Annotated in this window: 19 protein-coding genes and 1 tRNA gene; 8 read left to right on the top strand and 12 right to left on the bottom strand. The window is 64.9% G+C overall.

Annotated elements, in window-relative coordinates; genetic code table 11:
- Positions 1-190: 190 nt before the first annotated feature.
- Positions 191-574 (top strand): VOC family protein, encoded by a 384-nt coding sequence (locus tag NUH86_RS01420; protein ID WP_267250922.1) that lies wholly within the window; start codon positions 191-193, stop codon positions 572-574.
- 125 nt (positions 575-699) lie between these two features.
- Here the strand turns inward: NUH86_RS01420 and groL are convergent, their stop codons facing one another.
- Together groL and groES are read right to left on the bottom strand one after the other, a co-directional pair.
- Positions 700-2,346 (bottom strand): chaperonin GroEL, encoded by a 1,647-nt coding sequence (groL, locus tag NUH86_RS01415; protein WP_267250921.1) that lies wholly within the window; start codon positions 2,344-2,346, stop codon positions 700-702.
- Between the two features lie 112 nt (positions 2,347-2,458).
- Positions 2,459-2,746 carry a co-chaperone GroES gene (gene groES, locus NUH86_RS01410; protein WP_066698138.1) on the bottom strand — a complete coding sequence of 96 codons (288 nt, stop codon included), beginning with the start codon at positions 2,744-2,746 and terminating at the stop codon, positions 2,459-2,461.
- A gap of 354 nt (positions 2,747-3,100) precedes the next feature.
- On the opposite strand from groES, the gene yghU reads away from it, so the two are divergent.
- Positions 3,101-3,970 carry a glutathione-dependent disulfide-bond oxidoreductase gene (gene yghU, locus NUH86_RS01405; RefSeq protein WP_267250920.1) on the top strand — a complete coding sequence of 290 codons (870 nt, stop codon included), beginning with the start codon at positions 3,101-3,103 and terminating at the stop codon, positions 3,968-3,970.
- 24 nt (positions 3,971-3,994) lie between these two features.
- On the opposite strand, the gene NUH86_RS01400 is transcribed toward yghU, so the two are convergent.
- Positions 3,995-4,765 (bottom strand): NUDIX domain-containing protein, encoded by a 771-nt coding sequence (locus NUH86_RS01400; protein ID WP_267250919.1) that lies wholly within the window; start codon positions 4,763-4,765, stop codon positions 3,995-3,997.
- A gap of 342 nt (positions 4,766-5,107) precedes the next feature.
- Between NUH86_RS01400 and NUH86_RS01395 the strand changes: the two genes are divergently transcribed.
- Positions 5,108-5,983, top strand: a complete 876-nt coding sequence (locus tag NUH86_RS01395; RefSeq protein ID WP_267250918.1) for an OmpA family protein — start codon at positions 5,108-5,110, stop codon at positions 5,981-5,983.
- Positions 5,984-6,117: 134 nt separating this feature from the next.
- On the opposite strand, the gene NUH86_RS01390 is transcribed toward NUH86_RS01395, so the two are convergent.
- Entirely contained in the window at positions 6,118-6,711 is a 594-nt protein-coding gene (locus NUH86_RS01390; protein WP_267250917.1) for a YeiH family protein, read from the bottom strand.
- 94 nt (positions 6,712-6,805) lie between these two features.
- Between NUH86_RS01390 and NUH86_RS01385 the strand changes: the two genes are divergently transcribed.
- Together NUH86_RS01385 and NUH86_RS01380 are read left to right on the top strand one after the other, a co-directional pair.
- Complete coding sequence (locus NUH86_RS01385; protein WP_267250916.1) at positions 6,806-6,970, top strand: Lrp/AsnC family transcriptional regulator; 165 nt, start codon at positions 6,806-6,808, stop codon at positions 6,968-6,970.
- A 5-nt stretch (positions 6,971-6,975) separates the two neighbouring features.
- Positions 6,976-7,236: an Lrp/AsnC ligand binding domain-containing protein gene (locus NUH86_RS01380; RefSeq protein ID WP_267252197.1), complete on the top strand. Its 261-nt coding sequence runs from the start codon at positions 6,976-6,978 to the stop codon at positions 7,234-7,236.
- Between the two features lie 52 nt (positions 7,237-7,288).
- Here NUH86_RS01380 and NUH86_RS01375 read toward each other — a convergent pair.
- The 5 genes from NUH86_RS01375 to NUH86_RS01355 form a co-directional block, all read right to left on the bottom strand.
- Positions 7,289-7,364: transfer RNA gene (locus NUH86_RS01375), tRNA-Ala, on the bottom strand.
- Between the two features lie 53 nt (positions 7,365-7,417).
- Complete coding sequence (locus NUH86_RS01370) at positions 7,418-8,254, bottom strand: HpcH/HpaI aldolase/citrate lyase family protein (RefSeq protein WP_267250915.1); 837 nt, start codon at positions 8,252-8,254, stop codon at positions 7,418-7,420.
- The gene (locus NUH86_RS01365) at positions 8,251-8,703 is read right to left on the bottom strand and encodes a MaoC family dehydratase (RefSeq protein ID WP_267250914.1); all 453 of its coding nucleotides are present in this window, start codon (positions 8,701-8,703) and stop codon (positions 8,251-8,253) included. The genes NUH86_RS01370 and NUH86_RS01365 overlap by 4 nt, the downstream gene beginning before the upstream one ends.
- Positions 8,703-10,601, bottom strand: coding sequence for an acetyl/propionyl/methylcrotonyl-CoA carboxylase subunit alpha (locus NUH86_RS01360; protein ID WP_267250913.1), 1,899 nt, complete (start codon positions 10,599-10,601; stop codon positions 8,703-8,705). Before NUH86_RS01360 ends, NUH86_RS01365 begins: the two co-directional genes overlap by 1 nt.
- On the bottom strand, positions 10,598-12,199 hold the full coding sequence (locus NUH86_RS01355; RefSeq protein WP_267250911.1) for a carboxyl transferase domain-containing protein: 1,602 nt from the start codon (positions 12,197-12,199) through the stop codon (positions 10,598-10,600). The genes NUH86_RS01360 and NUH86_RS01355 overlap by 4 nt, the downstream gene beginning before the upstream one ends.
- Before the next feature lie 45 nt (positions 12,200-12,244).
- Between NUH86_RS01355 and NUH86_RS01350 the strand changes: the two genes are divergently transcribed.
- Entirely contained in the window at positions 12,245-12,583 is a 339-nt protein-coding gene (locus tag NUH86_RS01350; RefSeq protein ID WP_267250910.1) for a DMT family protein, read from the top strand.
- Between the two features lie 10 nt (positions 12,584-12,593).
- Here NUH86_RS01350 and NUH86_RS01345 read toward each other — a convergent pair whose 3' ends face one another.
- Positions 12,594-13,739, bottom strand: a complete 1,146-nt coding sequence (locus NUH86_RS01345; protein WP_267250909.1) for an isovaleryl-CoA dehydrogenase — start codon at positions 13,737-13,739, stop codon at positions 12,594-12,596.
- 87 nt (positions 13,740-13,826) lie between these two features.
- On the opposite strand from NUH86_RS01345, the gene NUH86_RS01340 reads away from it, so the two are divergent.
- Positions 13,827-14,690 carry a LysR family transcriptional regulator gene (locus tag NUH86_RS01340; protein ID WP_267250908.1) on the top strand — a complete coding sequence of 288 codons (864 nt, stop codon included), beginning with the start codon at positions 13,827-13,829 and terminating at the stop codon, positions 14,688-14,690.
- Between the two features lie 321 nt (positions 14,691-15,011).
- Positions 15,012-15,467 carry an IS630 transposase-related protein gene (locus NUH86_RS01335; RefSeq protein ID WP_267250907.1) on the top strand — a complete coding sequence of 152 codons (456 nt, stop codon included), beginning with the start codon at positions 15,012-15,014 and terminating at the stop codon, positions 15,465-15,467.
- Here the strand turns inward: NUH86_RS01335 and NUH86_RS01330 are convergent.
- Positions 15,452-17,551, bottom strand: a complete 2,100-nt coding sequence (locus NUH86_RS01330) for a GumC family protein (RefSeq protein WP_267250906.1) — start codon at positions 17,549-17,551, stop codon at positions 15,452-15,454. The genes NUH86_RS01335 and NUH86_RS01330 overlap by 16 nt on opposite strands.
- Positions 17,551-18,261: a polysaccharide biosynthesis/export family protein gene (locus NUH86_RS01325; RefSeq protein ID WP_267250905.1), complete on the bottom strand. Its 711-nt coding sequence runs from the start codon at positions 18,259-18,261 to the stop codon at positions 17,551-17,553. The genes NUH86_RS01330 and NUH86_RS01325 overlap by 1 nt, the downstream gene beginning before the upstream one ends.
- Positions 18,262-18,294: the final 33 nt, after the last annotated feature.

Below are 18,294 nucleotides of genomic sequence, written 5' to 3'. Positions count from 1 at the left end.
CCTCCACGTTCGGGGTCGGATGATTGAAAGGAGGTCTGAAAGCGACCAATGGCGGACGGTTCTTTCCGCCTTAATCCCTCGCTACCAAGGCCCGGCAACCGTTTGGATCGACACTCCGTCCAGTTTGATGCATCCAGTGGTAAGGCGGAGCAGATCGGCATTCCGTCATATGTAGCAGGAGAGACAAGCTGTGTTCAGTCATATCATGGTTGGTGCGAATGATGTTGAGGCTTCGAAGAAGTTCTACGATGCGACGCTTGGCGCCATTGGTGTTCCGGCTGGTAACGCGGATGACAAGGGCCGCATCTTCTATTTCACCAATTCAGGCATTTTTGCCATAACTAAGCCGATAAACGGGGAGGAGGCCACCCCTGCAAACGGAGGAACTATCGGCTTTGCAGTCGCGTCGCCTGAGCAGGCAAATGCCTGGCATGCCGCTGGTCTGGCCGCAGGTGGCACGACTTGCGAAGACGCCCCGGGCGTCCGCGATATGGGAGTAGCGGGAAAGCTTTACCTTGCTTACTTGCGTGACCCCGCTGGCAACAAGCTTTGCGCGCTTCACCGTTCCGCCTAATCGAACTTAGTTCGGAGCCCTTCACGCAGGGCGCTCCGAATGTCGGCTTTCCACCCAAAACGTCCAAAACAAAAAGGCCGGCGGAGCAATCCGCCGGCCTTTTCTGTTTCGCTTGAGGGCAGGACTTAGAAGTCCATGCCGCCCATGCCGCCCATGCCGCCGCCGGGCATGCCCATCGGCGCCTTGTCGTCGGCGGGCAGTTCGGCGATGGTCGCCTCGGTCGTGATCAGCAAGCCGGCCACCGAAGCGGCGTCCTGCAGCGCGGCGCGGACGACCTTGGTCGGGTCGATCACGCCAGCGGCGACGAGGTTCTCATAAGTGTCGGTCGCGGCGTTGAAGCCCCGGGTCTCGTCATTTTCGCGCAGCAGGTTGCCGGCGACGACAGCACCGTCGACGCCCGCATTCTGGGCGATCTGGCGCAGCGGCGCTTCGATGGCCTTGCGGATGATGTCGATACCGCGGGTCTGGTCGTCGTTCGCGCCCTTCAGGTCCTTGAGGGCCTTGGTCGCGTACAGCAGAGCCGTGCCGCCACCGGGGACGATGCCTTCTTCAACGGCTGCGCGGGTCGCGTGCAGCGCGTCGTCGACGCGGTCCTTGCGCTCCTTGACTTCCACTTCGGTCGCGCCGCCGACCTTGATGACGGCCACGCCGCCAGCCAGCTTCGCCAGACGCTCCTGGAGCTTCTCACGATCATAATCGGACGTGGTCGACTCGATCTGAGCGCGGATCTGCTCGGTACGGCCCTTGATCGCTTCGCTGTCGCCAGCGCCATCGACGATGGTGGTGTTGTCCTTGTCGATGGTGACGCGCTTGGCGGTGCCGAGCATGCCGAGGGTGACGTTCTCCAGCTTGATGCCGAGGTCTTCGGAGATCACTTCGCCCTTGGTCAGGACGGCGATGTCTTCCAGCATGGCCTTGCGGCGGTCGCCGAAGCCAGGCGCCTTGACCGCAGCGACCTTCAGGCCACCGCGCAGCTTGTTGACGACCAGGGTCGCCAGCGCTTCGCCTTCAATATCCTCGGCGATGATGAGGAGCGGACGGCCCGACTGAACCACGGCTTCGAGGATCGGCAGGATCGACTGCAGGTTCGACAGCTTCTTTTCGTGGATCAGGATGTACGGATCAGCCAGCTCGACAGCCATCTTTTCCGGGTTGGTGATGAAGTAGGGCGACAGGTAGCCGCGGTCGAACTGCATGCCTTCCACGACGTCCAGTTCGAAGTCGAGACCCTTGGCCTCTTCCACGGTGATGACGCCTTCCTTGCCGACCTTTTCCATCGCTTCGGCGATCTTCTGGCCGACTTCGACGTCGCCATTGGCCGAGATGATGCCGACCTGGGCGACTTCCTGCGAACCGGAAACCGGCTTCGAGCGAGCCTTGACGTCCTCGACGACCTTGGCGACGGCGAGGTCGATGCCGCGCTTCAGATCCATCGGGTTCATGCCGGCGGCAACCGACTTCATGCCTTCGCGAACGATGGCCTGGGCCAGGACGGTCGCGGTGGTGGTGCCGTCACCGGCGATGTCGTTGGTCTTCGAAGCGACTTCGCGGACCATCTGGGCGCCCATATTCTCGAACTTGTCCTTCAGTTCGATTTCCTTGGCGACGCTGACGCCGTCCTTGGTGATGCGGGGGGCGCCGAAGCTCTTGTCGATGACGACGTTGCGGCCCTTGGGGCCCAGGGTCACCTTGACCGCGTCGGCCAGGATGTCGACGCCGCGCAGGATGCGCTCACGAGCGTCGCGGGAGAATTTTACTTCTTTTGCAGCCATGTTTCTATTCCTTTGTCCGTCACCCCGGCGAAAGCCGGGATCTGGTGCGGCTTTACGCCGCGCTTAAAGGTCTGAGATCCTGACTTTCGTCAGGATGACATCAGCGATCGGTTTAGGCGACGACGCCCAGAATGTCCGATTCCTTCATGATCAGCAGGTCTTCACCGTCGACCTTGACCTCGGTGCCCGACCATTTGCCGAACAGGACGCGGTCGCCCGCCTTGACGTCCAGCGGAGTGACCTTGCCGTCTTCGGCCTTGGAACCGGTGCCGACGGCGACGATTTCGCCTTCCTGCGGCTTTTCCTTGGCGGTGTCGGGGATGATGATGCCGCCGGCAGTCTTCTCTTCCGCTTCCACGCGGCGGACGAGAACGCGGTCATGCAACGGACGAAATGCCATGTTGAGTGCCTTTCCCTCTTTACGACGTTAAATGGGATGGGGTGGAACCGCCATGGACGACGACTCCGGCTCCTTCTCCCGATGAACTCGTGTCTGTTAGCACTCCAGTCTGGGGAGTGCTAGCGCCCATTTATATGGACGGACCGATCCGGCGATCAAGAGCCGCCCGCCAAATTTTTTCGGACCCAGCTATTTCCGGAAGGCGGCGCGAAAGGGCGGCCTCCCCCTGGGCCGTTCATTTTTTATGCGCGCAGGTTTGTATCGGGTGCGGACGGTCATTACCTAGCCATGCCGGTGGAAAGCCCTATGCCCGCCCACCGACCTTGTTCGAAGTCTTCAAAGGGGACCGCCTGCATGACCGACAAAAGCTATATTCCGCCGCGGGTCTGGACCTGGGACAAGGAAAGCGGCGGCGCGTTCGCCAACATCAACCGCCCGATCGCGGGTCCGACCCATGACAGGGCGCTGCCGGTCGGCAAGCATCCGCTGCAACTTTATTCGCTCGCCACGCCCAATGGGCAGAAGGTGACGATCATGCTGGAAGAGTTGCTGGAGGCGGGCAAGGATGCCGAATATGACGCCTGGCTGATCCGCACCAACGCAGGCGACCAGTTCGGCAGCGGCTTCGTTTCGGTGAATCCCAACAGCAAGATTCCCGCGCTGATGGACCATGGCGCGTCGCCGCCGCGCCGGGTTTTCGAATCCGGATCGATCCTGGTCTATCTGGCCGAAAAGTTCGGCGCTTTCCTGCCCGCCGATCCCGCCAGGCGGACGGAGACGCTGAACTGGCTGTTCTGGCAGATGGGCAGCGCGCCGCTGCTGGGCGGGGGCTTCGGTCATTTCTACGCCTATGCGCCGGAGAAGTTCGAATATGCGATCAACCGCTATGCGATGGAGGCGAAGCGGCAGTTGGACGTGCTGGACCGGCAACTGGCGGAGCATGAATATATCGCCGGGGATGAATATACGATCGCGGACATGGCGATCTGGCCCTGGTATGGCGGGATCGCGCTGGGCCGGACCTATGACGCGGCGGAGTTTCTGGACGTCGGCAGCTACAGGAATGTGATGCGCTGGGTGGAGCAGATCGATGCGCGGCCCGCGGTGAAGCGCGGGCGGATGGTCAACAAGGTGAACGGGCCGCTGGAGGGGCAGCTCCATGAGCGCCATGACGCGGGCGATTTCGCGACGCGGACGCAGGACAAGCTGGAAGGTGCGGGATAGGATTGAGTTAACCCTGCGCGCGCTTCAGGCGCGCCGGGCGGTGGCGATCGGTTCCGATGTGACAGGATAGCCGAGATGGCCGGGTATGCAGAGATGCGTCTCCCCATCTCTCTCCTCCTGCCAGGGCGTCACCTTTTCGACCGGGATCGACAGGGCATGCGCCGCCAGATCGTCGAAGCTGCCAAATTGCGCCAGCCGTTCCAGATTGCGCCGGGTCGGGAAGATGATCTGCCCTTCCCCCCGGTCGCAACGCGCCAGCGTGTCCGCCGCGCCGCTCCAGAAAAGCTGGACATTTTCGGTTTCATCGACGCTCGCCGCCTGGCCTTCCGGCGCCTGGACGAGGTAGAAGCGGGTGTCGAACACGCGCCGCACCCGCTCCAGGCGGGCTGGGTGCCAGCGGGCGAAGGGCACCAGCGCGTCCAGCGCGACCTCCAGCCCATGCGCGCTCAACATGTCGCCAAGCCCCGCCCCCTCCACCAACGTTCGTCGCATCGCCGCGATCCGATCCGTTTCCAGCGGCCGGGTGAAGGCGATGGCGAGGCCGCTTTCCTCCAACGTCTCGCGGATCGCGGCGATGCGCGCAGCCGCTTCGTCCAACGGCAGGCCGCCGGCGATCTTCGCGGCCAGGGCATGATCGCTCTCATCCACGGCGCCGCCCGGAAAGACCAGCGCGCCCGCCGCGAAGGCCATGCTGGACGCCCGTTCCATCATCAGGATTTCCGGGGCCGCGCGGGGGCGATTGCGCAAAATCACCACTGTCGCCGCGGCGCGGCTCTCTGGAACATCTTCTGTCATGGATCCGCAATAGGCCTTGCAATCGCCAGCGGTAAAGTCCCTTCGCCCAATCGCTGCGCCATCGCCTGGCCCGCTGCCTTCGGGAAATGTCCCGCCTCCATTCGTCGCACGATGCACTCCGGTCGGCTGCGCCAGCATAAGCGCGATGCGATTGTTCATGTGCGGGCAAGGTTAATCTGAACAGGCAGAATGTCCATGGCGCTCATCCGCTGCGTCATGCTGGACATTTGCGAATATCGAAGGAGGGGTTCTGACAGCTGAACACGCCATCACGCGGGCGGCAGTCGGACGAGAAGCTGCAAACATGCAGGCCCGACTGACCAATTTTGAAGGAGTAGCGTGATGCCTGTCATTTCAAAAAGCCCGAAATATCTTTTGATGATCGCCCTGCTTTCCGGCGCCGCGCCGGGCAGCCTGGCCGCACAGACGCAGGACCAGCCGGCGGCCCCGTCCGCCGACGTGGCGGCGACCGCATATCTGCCCCCTGAAAAGACCGCAGGACCGGAAATCAAGGGCATCATTTCGGCGCGCAGCGGCGACAAGATGCAGGTCACCGCCGCCGACGGCAGCAAATCCGTCATCGTCATCGACGACGCCACCCGAATCAGCGCGAGCAAGGGCCTGTTCGGCCTCAACCGCAGCAGGCTGGCCGCGACATCGCTGCTCAACGGCCTGCCGGTCACGGTGAAGACGTGGCAGACGGGCGGCGGCCTGTTGGCGAGCCAGATCAATCTTCAGAACAAGGATCTGAAGACCGCGTCGATGATCCACAACGGCACGGCACAGGGCTTTGAGGAACAAACCGCGGCGACGGCGGCGCTGCGCGGCCGCATGGGCGAGATCGACCAATATAATGTGAAGGGCACGACGAACGTCAATTTCGACACCGGCAAGGCGGTGCTGTCGGCCCAGGCGAAAAACGACCTTTGCGCGGCGGCTGCCTCTGCCGAGGGGATGAGCAATGCCCTGCTGCTGGTCGTGGGGTACACCGATTCCACGGGTGACGAAGAATTCAACCAGGAATTGAGCGAAAAGCGCGCCGGTCGCGTCGTCAATTATCTTCAGCAGGCCTGCGGCTGGAAACCCTATCGCATGCTGACGCCCACGGGCATGGCCGAAGCGGACCCGCTGGCGAGCAACGACACCGTCGAGGGCAAGGCGCAGAACCGCCGCGTCGCGGTGAACATCCTCGTCAGCAAGGGTCTGGACGGGCTGTAAGATGCGTGGGGTGGGTTCGCCCACCCCCGCCAGAGCGGCTCAGCGGATCGCGACCAGCGCCGCGAGCAGGGACAATGCGAAGGCGATGATCGTCGCCGCCAGGATGACCAGCAAAGGCCTGGTCCCCGTCTTCATCAGGCTGGCCAATGGAGAGGGATGGCGGTGGCGGTGACAGCCGCGGCAAGGAAGGCGCTGGCCGCCTTGGCCGACAGACCGGCGGCGACCGGCGGAATAAGCCCCAGCGAATTGACGCCGGCGAGGCAGAAAAAGCCCAGCACGAACCATGGGACGCCGATGCTTTCGCGCCTGTCGTCGCGCAGGAAGAGGGTGATGATCGCCAGGATCGCGGGGAGGAGCGCGACCCGGCTGAGCTTGACGATCGCGGCGACCTGTCCCGCGCCGACCGAATAGGCGTAGCCCGCGCCCAACGCCTGGGCGACATCGTGGATGGATGCCCCCAGCAGGAAGCCGGCCTGCATATCCGAGAGGCCGAGCATATGCGCGGCTATCGGATAGAGCATCATCGCCGCCGCGCTCATGGCCGAGATGCCGACCAGCACCAGGGACAGGCTTGCGTCGTTCACCCGGCGCGAACCCAGCGTGGTGGCAAGGGCCATCGCGGCGCTGGCCCCGCAAATGGCGACCGATCCACCCGCGAGCAGCCCGAAATTCCTGTCCAGTTTCAGCCAGCGGGCAGCCAGCACGCCGGACCCGATGGTCAGCGCCACGATTTATCTCTCATTTTCCGCTACTGGAGCATTTCGATCTTTATAGGAGCCGAATTCGGAGAACATTTCTCTCGATCCCATTGACCGGCGGATTTTGGCGATTCGTCAGCAGGATGCCACCACTCCTATTTCGGAAATCGCCGAGCGCGTGGGTCTGTCGCAGACGCCGTGCTGGAAGCGAATCAAACGCTATGAACGCGAAGGCCTGATCGAACGGCGCATGACCATCCTGAATCGAGAACGGCTGGGCTGGACGTGACGGTGATGGTGGCGGTCCGGACGGCGCAGCACACCGACGAATGGCTCCAGGCCTTTGCTGACGGCATCGCCCGCATCCCGGAGGTGGTCGAATTTTATCGCATGAGCGGCGAGATCGACTATCTGTTGAAGGTGGTCGCGCGCGACATCGGCGATTACGACCGCATCTACCGCAAGCTGATCCACGTCGCGCCGCTGCATGACGTCAGCTCGTCCTTCGCCATGCAGGAGATCAAGTCGACGACCGCGCTGCCGCTCGCCGATTGAGCGGCCTTCCCCGCGTCGGGGAATTTATCCAGCAAAACCAATGGGAAGGAAATGGTGGAGCCGAGGGGGATCGAACCCCTGACCTCGTCATTGCGAACGACGCGCTCTCCCAGCTGAGCTACGGCCCCTTGAAGGAGCGCTGCCTATAAGCGAGCGTTTGCGGCCATGCAACGGTCTTTTTTCATTCCGCCGCGGCCAATATGCGCTGTGCCTGAACGAGGTGGGGCCGGTCGATCATCTTGCCGTCCAGTTTGAGCACGCCCGCGCCCGGATTGGCCCGGAATGCGGCGACCACGGCCCTGGCCCGCGCGATTTCCGCGTCGGTCGGGGTGAAGCCTTCGTTGATGGCGGCGACCTGAACCGGGTGGATCGCCATCATGCCGGTAAAGCCGTCGCGCCGCGCCCGGCCGATATAGGCCCTGAGTTCGTCCATCGCCTCTATCCGGGGGAAGACCGTGTCGATGGCCGGGACTCCCGCGGCATGGGCGGCGAACAGCGTCAGGCTGCGCGCCATTTCGTAGGGCGCGGTGTAGCCGCCATCCTCCTCGCGGGAGGTGGACGCGCCGATCGATGCGGGCAGATCCTCCGCCCCCCAGGTCAGGCCCGCCAGCCTGTCGCCGACCTGGCGATAGCTGCCCAGTTCGAAGATGGCGGCGGGCGTCTCCGTCGCGATGGGCAGGATCGGCGGCACGTTCGCGCCGTCGGCAAGCGCGAGCAGCGTGTGGATGCTTGCCGCCCCCTCCGCCTTTGGCAGCATGATCCCATCGGGCGCGGCGGGAAGGACGGCGGAAAGGTCGGCGCGGGTGTGATCGCCGTCCAGCGGATTGACCCGGACGAAGGCCGTGCAATAGCGAGGCGTGGCCAGCCATTCCGCAATCGCATCCCGCCCGAAGGCCTTGCGTTCCGGAGCGACCGAATCCTCCAGGTCCAGGATGATCGCGTCGGCGCCGCTGGCGGCCGCCTTGGCGAAGCGTTCGGGGCGGTCGGCGGGAACGAACAATAGCGAGCGCAGCTTCATGACGGCCTCTTCTTGAGCAGCGCCATGCGCAGGCATTGGCAGACGATCTCGTCCCGCTGGTTGATCAGGCGGTGGGTGAACGTCACGATCCCCGCTTCGGGGCGGGATCGGCTTTCCTTGAGGTCGGCCACTTCGCTGTCCGCGCGCATCGTGTCGCCGATGAAGACGGGCTTGGGCATGATCAGCTTGTCATAGCCGAGATTGGCGACCAGCGTGCCCAAAGTCGTATCCCCCACCGACAGCCCCACCATCAGCGCGAAGGTGAAGGTGCCGTTGACCAGGATCTGGCCGAATTCGGACGCTTTCGCGGCTTCGGCGTCCAGGTGCAGCGGCTGGGGATTATGGGTCATGGTCGAGAAGAGCAGATTGTCCGTTTCCGTCACCGTGCGGCGGATTTCATGCTCGATCCGGTCGCCGACAGTCCATTCGTCATAATAGCGGCCCGCCATCAGCCTTCCTCCCGTTCCACCAGCACCAGCAGCGTGCCCTCGCTCACCTGTCCGCCTTCGCTGGCGTCCAGTTCCGCCACCACGCCGTCGAAGGGCGCGACCAGGCTGTGTTCCATCTTCATCGCCTCCAGCGTGACCAGCTTCTGGCCCTTGGCGACCCTGTCGCCCTTCGCCACGGCGACCGCGATGATGCGGCCCGGCATGGGGGAGAGGATCGCGCCGTCCGATGCCGCCGCGCCGCCCGCCTTGACGGGTGGGGTCTGGCTGAAGAGCCAGCTTTGCCCGGCCTCCGTGACGATGATCGCGCCGTCCTGCTCCATGTCGGAGCTAAGGCCCGTGCGCAGGTCGCCGGATTTCGCGTCCGCCAGGACATGGCGGCCATCCACGAACAGGTCGACCTGTGTCTTGGGCGGTCCATTGAGGCGGAAGCCGAACAGGCCATCCCGGAACGGCCTTTCATTCCAGTCGCCTTGATCCAACCAGTCCCTGCGGAAACGCTGTCCGGCGGCGGCGATCACGCGGTCGGACGGGCCGTCGATGGCCGTCAGCGCCTCCCCCTGCCGCTCGATCAGGCCGGTATCGAGGCTGCCCTCTGCGAAGTCGGGCATGGCGAGGCAGGCGTGCAGGAAAGGCTTGTTGGTGTGCAGCGGGCCGACGAAGCTGCCGTCCAGCCAGCGGAGCAGGTCGCCCCGCGCTTCCTCCCGATCCTTGCCGTGGGAGATGACCTTGGCGATCATCGGGTCGTAGAAGGAACTGACGGTATCGCCCTGCTCCACCCCCGTTTCCACGCGGGCGCGGCTGGCGAACAGCAGCCGGTCGATGCGGCCCGGACTGGGCAGGAAGCCCTTGGCCGGGTCTTCGGCATAGAGGCGCGCCTCTATCGCATGGCCATTGATCGACAATTCCTCCTGCTTTTTGGGCAGCGGTTCGCCGCTCGCCACGCGCAGTTGCCATTCGACCAGATCGACGCCCGTGATCTCCTCCGTCACCGGATGCTCGACCTGGAGACGGGTGTTCATCTCCATGAACCAGATGCGGTCGGCGCGCAGGCCTTCGCTGGCGTCGGCGATGAATTCGATCGTGCCCGCGCCGACATAGTCCACGGCCTGCGCCGCCCGGACAGCCGCGCCGCAAATGGCTTGGCGGGTGGCTTCGTCCATGCCGGGCGCGGGGGCTTCCTCGATCACCTTCTGGTGGCGGCGCTGGAGCGAGCAGTCGCGTTCGAACAGGTGGACGACCTGGCCGTGGCTGTCGCCGAACACCTGCACTTCGATATGGCGGGGCGAGAGGATATATTTTTCGATCAGCACCTGATCGTTGCCGAAGCTGGAGGCCGCCTCCCGCTGGCAGGAGAGCAGCGCGTCGGCGAAATCCGCGGCGGCATCCACGCGCCGCATCCCCTTGCCGCCGCCGCCCGCGACCGCCTTGATCAGGACGGGATAGCCGATGGCGTCGGCTTCGGATTGCAGGCGGTCGGCGCTCTGGTCCTCGCCCAGATAGCCGGGGGTGACGGGGACGCCCGCTTCGGACATCAGCTTCTTGGCCGCGTCCTTCAGGCCCATGGCGGTGATGCTGGCGGGATTGGGGCCGACCCAGATCAAGCCTGCGTCGATCACCGCCTGCGCGAAGGCGGCATTTTCCGACAGGAAGCCGTAGCCGGGATGGATGGCCTGCGCGCCTGTGGCCTTGGCGGCGGCGATGATGCGGTCGCCGATGAGGTAGGATTCGCGCGCCGGGGATGGGCCGATATGCACGGCTTCGTCAGCTTGCCGGACGTGGAGCGCTTTAGCATCGGCGTCGGAATAGACTGCCACCGTGCGGATGCCGAGACGGCGGGCGGTGCGGATGATGCGGCAGGCGATTTCGCCGCGATTGGCTATGAGCAGGGACTGGATCACATGCGGAACACCCCGAAGCGGGGCGCCTCCTCGACTGGAGCGTTGAGCGTGGCGGCGAAGGCCAGGCCCAGCACGTCGCGGGTCTGGGCGGGGTCGATCACGCCATCGTCCCACAGCCGCGCCGTGGCGTGATAGGGGTTGCCCTCATCCTCATATTTGCGGCGGATGGGCGCCTTGAAGGCTTCGGCTTCCTCCGGGGTCCACTTGGCCGCGTCGCGGTGGACGGTCGCCAGCACGCTGGCCGCCTGTTCGCCGCCCATCACGGAGATGCGGCTATTGGGCCAGGTGAACAGGAAGCGCGGGCTGTAGGCCCGGCCGCACATGCCGTAATTGCCCGCGCCGAAGCTGCCGCCGATCAGCACCGTGATCTTGGGCACGCTGGCCGTCGCGACCGCCGTCACCAGCTTCGCGCCATGCTTGGCGATCCCCTCCGCTTCATATTTGCCGCCGACCATGAAGCCGGAGATATTCTGGAGGAACAGCAGCGGAATGCGCCGCTGGCAGGCCAGTTCGATGAAATGCGCGCCCTTCTGCGCGCTTTCGCTGAACAGCACGCCGTTATTGGCGAGAATCGCGACGGGCATGCCCCAGATATGCGCGAAGCCGCAGACGAGCGTCGTGCCGTAGAGCGATTTGAATTCGTGAAATTCGCTGCCGTCGACGATGCGGGCGATCACTTCCCGCACGTCATAGGGGGCGCGGACGTCCTGGGGGATGACGCCGTAAAGCTCCTCCGGATCATATTTCGGCGCTTTGGGTTCGCGCAGGTTGAGATCGATTCCCGGCGCGGGCTGGAGCGTCGAGACGATGTCGCGCACGATGGTCAGCGCATGTTCGTCATTTTCCGCGACATGATCGACCACGCCGGATCGGCGGCCGTGGACCTCCGCGCCGCCAAGGTCTTCGGCGGATATGACTTCGCCCGTGGCGGCCTGCACCAGCGGCGGCCCGGCCAGGAAGATCGTGCCCTGATTGCGCACGATCACCGTTTCGTCGGACATGGCGGGGACATAGGCGCCGCCCGCCGTGCAGCTTCCCATGACGCAGGCGATCTGGGGGATGCCCCGCGCCGACATTTGCGCCTGATTGTAGAAGATGCGGCCGAAATGCTCGCGGTCGGGGAAGACCTCCGCCTGATTGGGCAGGTTCGCGCCGCCGCTGTCGACCAGATAGACGCAGGGGAGACGGTTCTCCATCGCGATTTCCTGGGCGCGCAGATGCTTCTTCACCGTCAGCGGATAATAGGTGCCGCCCTTCACTGTGGCGTCGTTGCAGACGATCATCACCTGCCGTCCCGACACGCGCCCGATGCCCGCGATCATGCCCGCGCCGGGCACTTCGCCATGATACATGTCGTTGGCGTTGAGTTGGCCCACTTCCAGAAACGGGCTGCCCGGATCGAGCAGCCGCTCCACCCGATCGCGGGGGAGCAGCTTGCCGCGGGCGACATGCTTGGCCCGCGCCGCTTCGCTGCCGCCGAGCGCGGCGTGCGCGACCTTCGCGTGCAACTCGTCCCGCAAGGCGCGGTTATGCGCGGCGTTGGCCCGGAAAGCCTCGCCCTCCGCCGACAGCTTCGTGTCGAGAACAGGAGCACTCATGCCCTTGCGTTCCCTTGCCCTGCGGTTGCATATCGAAGGTCATTCATGCCGACTCTCCTGCTCCTCACCATTTCCAACCTGTTCATGACCGCCGCCTGGTATTGGCACCTGAAGGGCGGGATGAACAAACCCCTGTTCGCCGTCATCCTGATCAGTTGGGGCATCGCCTTCGTCGAATATTGCTTCGCCGTGCCCGCCAACCGCATCGGTTTCGCCAGCGGCTGGAGCGCAGGCCAGCTCAAGATCGCGCAGGAGGCCATCGCGCTGATCGTCTTCGGCGGATTCATGGTGACGGTGCTGGGCGAGCCGCTGCACTGGCGCCATCTGGCCGCTTTCCTGTGCATCATGGCGGCGGTGGGTTTCCTGTTCGTGGGGCGATCCTGAAAGATCACATTCACACGCCGATCAGTTCGCGGCCGATCAACATGCGGCGGATTTCATTCGTGCCAGCGCCGATGTCGAGCAGCTTGGCGTCGCGCATATAACGTTCGACCGGCCAATCCTTCGTATAACCCGCGCCGCCCAGCGCCTGCACCGCCTCAAGCGAGACCTTCATCGCATTTTCACTGGCCAGCAGGATCGCGCCCGCCGCGTCGAAGCGGGTCGTCCTGCCCCGGTCGCAGGCCTGCGCCACGGCATAGACATAGGCCCGCGCCGAATTGAGCGCGACATACATGTCCGCCACCTTGGCCTGCATCAACTGAAAGGCGCCGATGGGTTGGCCGAACTGTTTGCGTTCCCGCACATAGGGCAGGACCACGTCGAGACAGGCCTGCATGATGCCGAGCTGGATGCCGGAAAGCACCGCCCGCTCATAGTCGAGGCCCGACATCAGCACGCCGACGCCGCCGTTGAGCGTGCCCATGATATTTTCCTCCGGCACTTCGCAATCGTCGAACACCAGTTCGGCGGTGGGGGAACCGCGCATGCCGACCTTGTCGATCTTCTGGCCGATGGAGAAGCCCTTATACCCCTTTTCGATCAGGAAGGCGGTGATGCCGCGCGCGCCTTCGCCGGTCTTGGCATAGACGACCAGCGTGTCGGCATAGGTGGCGTTGGTGATCCAGAATTTCGTGCCGTTGAGGATATAGCGGTCGCCGCGCTTTTCGGCGCGCAGCTTCATCGAGACGACGTCCGACCCCGCGCCCGCTTCCGACATGGCGAGCGATCCTACATGCTCGCCGGAAATGAGTTTGGGCAGGTAGCGCGCCTTCTGCTCCGGCGTGGCCCAACGGCGGATCTGGTTGACGCAGAGATTGGAATGCGCGCCATAGCTGAGACCTATGGAAGCCGAGGCCCGCGCCACCTCTTCCTGCGCGACCACATGTTCCAGATAGCCGAGGCCCAGGCCCCCGTCCGCCTCATCCACGGTGACGCCGTGCAGGCCGAGCGCACCCATTTCGGGCCATAGTTCACGGGGGAACCAGTCCTTCGCGTCGATCTCCGCCGCCAGCGGGGCGATGCGGTCGGCGGCGAAGCGCGCCGTCGTGTCGCGGATCATCTCCGCATTCTCACTCAGGGCGAAATCGAAGTTGGACATGGCAAACTCTCCTTGGGCGGACATCCTAACGTGCAATGCCGTCAGAGAAAAATTGAAACGGCGCGGGATAGTGTATAGTTTCTGTCTATGATCGAACGCTATCTGCTCCGCTATTTCCTGGCCGTGGTGGACCATGGCAATTTTTCCCGCGCCGCCGCCCATTGCCTGGTGTCGCAACCGACGCTTTCGGTGGGCATCGCCAAGCTGGAACAAGCCGTCGGCGCGCCGCTGTTCCTGCGCAGCAACCAGCGGGTGGAACTGACCGAGGCGGGAGCGCGGCTGCTGACCCATGCCCGGCGGATCGAGCGGGAGTTCAACCTGGCCGAACTGGCGGGGGAAAAGGCGGAGCAGGCGCCCGTGCTGCGCATCGGCGTGCTGCTGAGCATAGCGGGGGAGAAAGTGGCCCGCGCCGTCGCGGAGTGCTCGCCCATCCGGGAGGGGCGGATCGAGTTCATTCCCGGCAGCGAGCGGGAATTGCTGGGGCGGCTGGATGCGGAGCGGATCGACGTGGCGCTGACGTTGATTCGGCCGGGCGTGGATCGCTTCGCGGCGCAGACAATTATAGAAGAGGGCTATGGCATCGCCATGTCGGACAGCCACCGGCTGGCGGGCAAGGCGATGGTCACGGCGGAGGAACTGGCGGCCGAAACCATGATCGTCCGCCGCCATTGCGAGGCGCTTTCGGCCACCAGCCGCTATTTCGTCGATCGCGGGGTGCGGCCCCATTTCGCCTTCCGGTCGACCAATGACGAGCGGGTGATGCAGATGGTCGCGGCGGGGCTGGGCATCACGGTCATGCCCGACAGCTATCGCTGGCCCGGCATGGCGCGGGTGGCGCTCAAGGATTTCGGCGAGCGGCGGCGCGTGGGATTTCTTTATGGCGCGCGGGCGGCGGGGTTGCGCGGGATGCCGGTGCTGGAGGCTTTGGCGGGGGCTTTGGCGGAGGCATGAGGCGGGAAATGGCCAGTCCAAGACATTCCCCTCCCGCAGGCGGGAGGGATTAGGGGTGGGCGCGAGCGAAGCGAGCTTCTACGTCAACCGTTGCAAAACAAGGCTGATGTCGCGCTAACCCACCCCCTAGAGCGGTTTTCGATCTGATTGAATCAGATCGACCGCTCTATTCCTTTGTTTTACCGCGATTTCTTAAACGTCAGATGATGCCATCTGACTGGAAATCGCTCTAGAGCCTTCGGTGAATAGATTGAATTGCGGGATTTCCAAGGCTGTTTGGATGTGATTCAAGCTGAGGGCTGGGTATGGAGGCCAGCCCTTATGCCACGATCCTATTCTCAAGATTTGCGAGATCGGGTGATCGACGCTGTGGTGCGGGGCGGCGAAAGCCGACGCTCGGCCTCACGCCGTTTTGGCGTGAGCGAGGCATCAGCGATCAAGTGGGTGCAGCGCTACGAGCGCGTTGGTGACCGGCGCTGTGCGGGAACGGGCGGGCATCGTCCATCGAAGGTGAAGCCCGAACGAGACTGGCTTCTGGCGGCGATCGCGACCGAGCCGGACATCACGCTGTCGGCCCTGTCAGCAAAGCTTTTGGTCGAGCGGGGGTCCGTGCGGACACGAGCATGCTATCGCGCTTCTTCATCGGCGAAGGTATCAGCTTCAAAAAAAAGCGTGCTGCCCAGCGAACAGGATCGGCGTGACGTTGCCCGCCGACGGGCGAGCTGGAAACGATCTAGCGAAGCCGTGCGGCGCGGCTTGGGTCAGCCGCCCCGGTGATAATCATATTCGAAAGCGCGGCCTTGCTGTTTGGTCAGGATCGCGCCGATGACCGCGCCGCCCGCCCGGCGCAGGCGGTCCACCGACACGCGCAGGCCGCCATGATGGTTGCGCCCCCATTCGACCACCAGCAACGTCACCTGCGCCTTCGCGGCGAGCAGGCAGGCATCCGGCAGGCCCAGTACCGGCGGGGCGTCGATCAGCACCGTGTCGTAGCGTTCGCGCACGGTCGCCAGCACGGAGTCCATCGCGGGCGTGACCAGCAGTTCGGCGGGACTGGGCGGGATCGCGCCGCAGGGGAGCAGGGACACGCCCGCCACGCCGCTGTCGACGATGACATCGTCCATCTTCGCCTGTCCCGTCATCAATTCGCTGATGCCGCGGGTGGGCGCAATGCCGAACAGGCTGTGCTGCTTGGGCCGCCGCATGTCGGCGTCGATCACCAGCACCCGCTTGTCCAGCTTCGCCAACGCCTTCGCCAGGGCATGAAGCGTCGATGACTTCCCCTCCCCCTCCTGCGCGCTGGTGACGAGGATGGAGCGCGGCAGGCCCGCCGCCGACCCCAGCAACAGCGAGGAGGCCATGGGCGCGAAAATCTCCGCCGCCGGTTTCTCGCCCGCCGGGACCGCGCCGAGCAGGGGCAGGTTCACCCGTTCCGCCAGCGTGTCGGCGGACGTCACCGCATCGTCGAAAATATGCCGCCCCGCCACCGCCAGCAGCCCAAGGATCAACCCGCCGAGCGACGCCAGCAACATGGTGACGCCGATATTGGGAGAGGAAGGCCGCGACGGCACCGCCGCCCGGTCGAGCGGCTGGATGCGACCCGCCTGGAAGCCCGCCTGCGATGCCATGTCGCGATAGCGCTGGAGCAGGCTGTCGTGCAGCAGGCGATACGTGTCGACCTGCCGTTCCAATATGCTCATCTGCACGCCGCGCCCGCGTTCGGCCAGGGCCTGCCGCTCGACCTTGGCGATTTCGGACTGGATCTGTTTTTCGCCATGGACGGCGACGTCGAACTGTTCCTTGAGCGAGGCGCGGATAGTGTTCGCCATCCCCTCCGCCTGATCGTCCAGCGCCGCCAGCCGGGCGCGGGCTTCGCGCATTTCGGGGTGGGCGTCCTTGCGGAACTGACGTTCCTGCACGACCTGCGCCCTCGCCTGCGCCCGCTCCGTCATGAGCTGCTGCATCGCGCCGTTGTTCAGCACTTCGGGCAGGGTTTCGACGCTCGACAGGCGGGCGCTTTCCCAGCGCTTCTGCGCGGCGATCCGGTCCGCCGTCGCCTGTGCGCGAAAACCATTGAGCTGCGCCAATCGGGTCGCCGTGGAGCCTTCGGGCGGCATATCGCCGCCTTCGCCATCCTTCGTTCCCGGGGGCGCCATGGCCCCTGCATTGGCGGCATAGACCGCCAGGTCGCGTTCCGCCCGTTCCAGATCGTGGCGCGCCCCATCCAGTTCGCCCAGCAGGAAGCGGCGGGCCTGAACCCCCGATTCGAAGCCGCGTTTCAGGTCGGCGCGGATCAGGCTGTCGGCATAGCTGTTGGCGACGCGGGCCGACAGCACGGCATTGGCGCTAGTGAAGCTGATGCGGATGACGCGGGACTTGCCCGGCAGTTCGACGTGCAGATTGTCGCGCAGCAGGTTCACGACCATTTCGGTTTCGACCTGCCGCTGGCTGAGCGAGCCTGCCCCCCGGTCCGGGCGGCGGACGTCCATGCCGTCGAAAAAGGTGCGGCTGCCGACCAGCGCCAGTTCGCGGGCCACATCCTCCGCCAAAGCGCGGCTGCGCAGCACTTCCAGTTCGGTCTGCATCAGCGCTTCATTGTCGGACGGCGTCGCCTGCCGTTGCGCGGCGGCGGAACCGGCGGCTCCGGCGGGAACATCCTCCACCTCGACGGAGGCGGTTGCCCGATAGTCGGGCGTGGAAAGCAGGATGAAGACCACGCCCGCCAGCACGCAAAGCGCCATGGTGACGAACAGGATGATGCGATGCCGCCGCACCGCCGTCCACGCGCCATTGGCGGCGGCGGTGAAGCGCGCGGGGCGGCCCTCCACGGCGGCGTCGATCAGCAGACCCGGCCCCGCCATCAGAGTCCTCCGTCCAGCGCGACGAAGCCCGCGCCCAACGTCGGCAGGGCGAGCAGCGCGCCGCCCAATATCGCCTTCGCCCGCGACAGGCCGACGATGATCGTATCGCCCGGCAGGATTTCGGGATCGGGCGCCTGTCCCTTCCGAATCGCGCCAAGGTCGAACATCGCCGCCTTGCGCTCGCCGTCCGATTGCCGGACCACGACGATCTGGCCCAGGCTGGCCAGACGGGTAGGCCCCTTGGCCAGGGCGACGGCCTGTTGCAGGCCGAGGCGGCCATCCAGCGGAAACAGGCCGGGTTCGCGGACTTCGCCATCCACGGTGATGCGGCGGCCCGTTGCCTTCTTCACGAATATCGTCACCTGCGGGGAAACGAGATAGCGGTCGCCCAGCCGCCCGGCGATGACGTCCGACGCTTCGCTGGCGGAAAGGCCCGCGACGGAGACGTCCCCGACCAACGGCATGCGCACCATGCCAGCCGCCGTCACCTGCGCATCCTCCAACGACAGGCCCGGCTCATGATAAACCTGAATGCGGAGAATATCGTCGGGGGAGATACGGTAATCCATGCCGACGGCGGGCGCGGCCGGGATGGCGGCATAGGCGGCCTCCCCCTTCGGCGCGTCCCCCACGGTCGAGCAGGCGCCGAGCAGCGCAGTGGCCACGATCATGGCCAACATCTGGTTCCTGCTGTCGGTCGGCCGGTTCATGCCGTTAAAAATCCCCGCAAATTCACTGGCCCC

Origin of the sequence: Sphingobium sp. JS3065 (genome assembly GCF_026427355.1) — a bacterium.
In the GTDB taxonomy this organism is placed as follows: Bacteria; Pseudomonadota; Alphaproteobacteria; order Sphingomonadales; family Sphingomonadaceae; genus Sphingobium.
The sequence above is the reverse complement of the archived record's forward strand: the minus strand, read 5'-3'. Positions and strand labels throughout refer to the sequence as shown.

What these genes read in the sequence shown, in the direction of transcription:
- groL (WP_267250921.1), bottom strand. Translation starts at nt 2,346, where the DNA reads ATGGCTGCAAAAGAAGTAAAATTCTCCCGCGACGCTCGTGAGCGCATC.
- groES (WP_066698138.1), bottom strand. Translation starts at nt 2,746, where the DNA reads ATGGCATTTCGTCCGTTGCATGACCGCGTTCTCGTCCGCCGCGTGGAA.
- yghU (WP_267250920.1), top strand. Translation starts at nt 3,101, where the DNA reads ATGACCGACAAAAGCTATATTCCGCCGCGGGTCTGGACCTGGGACAAG.
- NUH86_RS01400 (WP_267250919.1), bottom strand. Translation starts at nt 4,765, where the DNA reads ATGACAGAAGATGTTCCAGAGAGCCGCGCCGCGGCGACAGTGGTGATT.
- NUH86_RS01395 (WP_267250918.1), top strand. Translation starts at nt 5,108, where the DNA reads ATGCCTGTCATTTCAAAAAGCCCGAAATATCTTTTGATGATCGCCCTG.
- NUH86_RS01380 (WP_267252197.1), top strand. Translation starts at nt 6,976, where the DNA reads ATGGTGGCGGTCCGGACGGCGCAGCACACCGACGAATGGCTCCAGGCC.
- NUH86_RS01370 (WP_267250915.1), bottom strand. Translation starts at nt 8,254, where the DNA reads ATGAAGCTGCGCTCGCTATTGTTCGTTCCCGCCGACCGCCCCGAACGC.
- NUH86_RS01365 (WP_267250914.1), bottom strand. Translation starts at nt 8,703, where the DNA reads ATGGCGGGCCGCTATTATGACGAATGGACTGTCGGCGACCGGATCGAG.
- NUH86_RS01355 (WP_267250911.1), bottom strand. Translation starts at nt 12,199, where the DNA reads ATGAGTGCTCCTGTTCTCGACACGAAGCTGTCGGCGGAGGGCGAGGCT.
- NUH86_RS01350 (WP_267250910.1), top strand. Translation starts at nt 12,245, where the DNA reads ATGCCGACTCTCCTGCTCCTCACCATTTCCAACCTGTTCATGACCGCC.
- NUH86_RS01345 (WP_267250909.1), bottom strand. Translation starts at nt 13,739, where the DNA reads ATGTCCAACTTCGATTTCGCCCTGAGTGAGAATGCGGAGATGATCCGC.
- NUH86_RS01340 (WP_267250908.1), top strand. Translation starts at nt 13,827, where the DNA reads ATGATCGAACGCTATCTGCTCCGCTATTTCCTGGCCGTGGTGGACCAT.
- NUH86_RS01335 (WP_267250907.1), top strand. Translation starts at nt 15,012, where the DNA reads ATGCCACGATCCTATTCTCAAGATTTGCGAGATCGGGTGATCGACGCT.
- NUH86_RS01330 (WP_267250906.1), bottom strand. Translation starts at nt 17,551, where the DNA reads ATGGCGGGGCCGGGTCTGCTGATCGACGCCGCCGTGGAGGGCCGCCCC.
- NUH86_RS01325 (WP_267250905.1), bottom strand. Translation starts at nt 18,261, where the DNA reads ATGAACCGGCCGACCGACAGCAGGAACCAGATGTTGGCCATGATCGTG.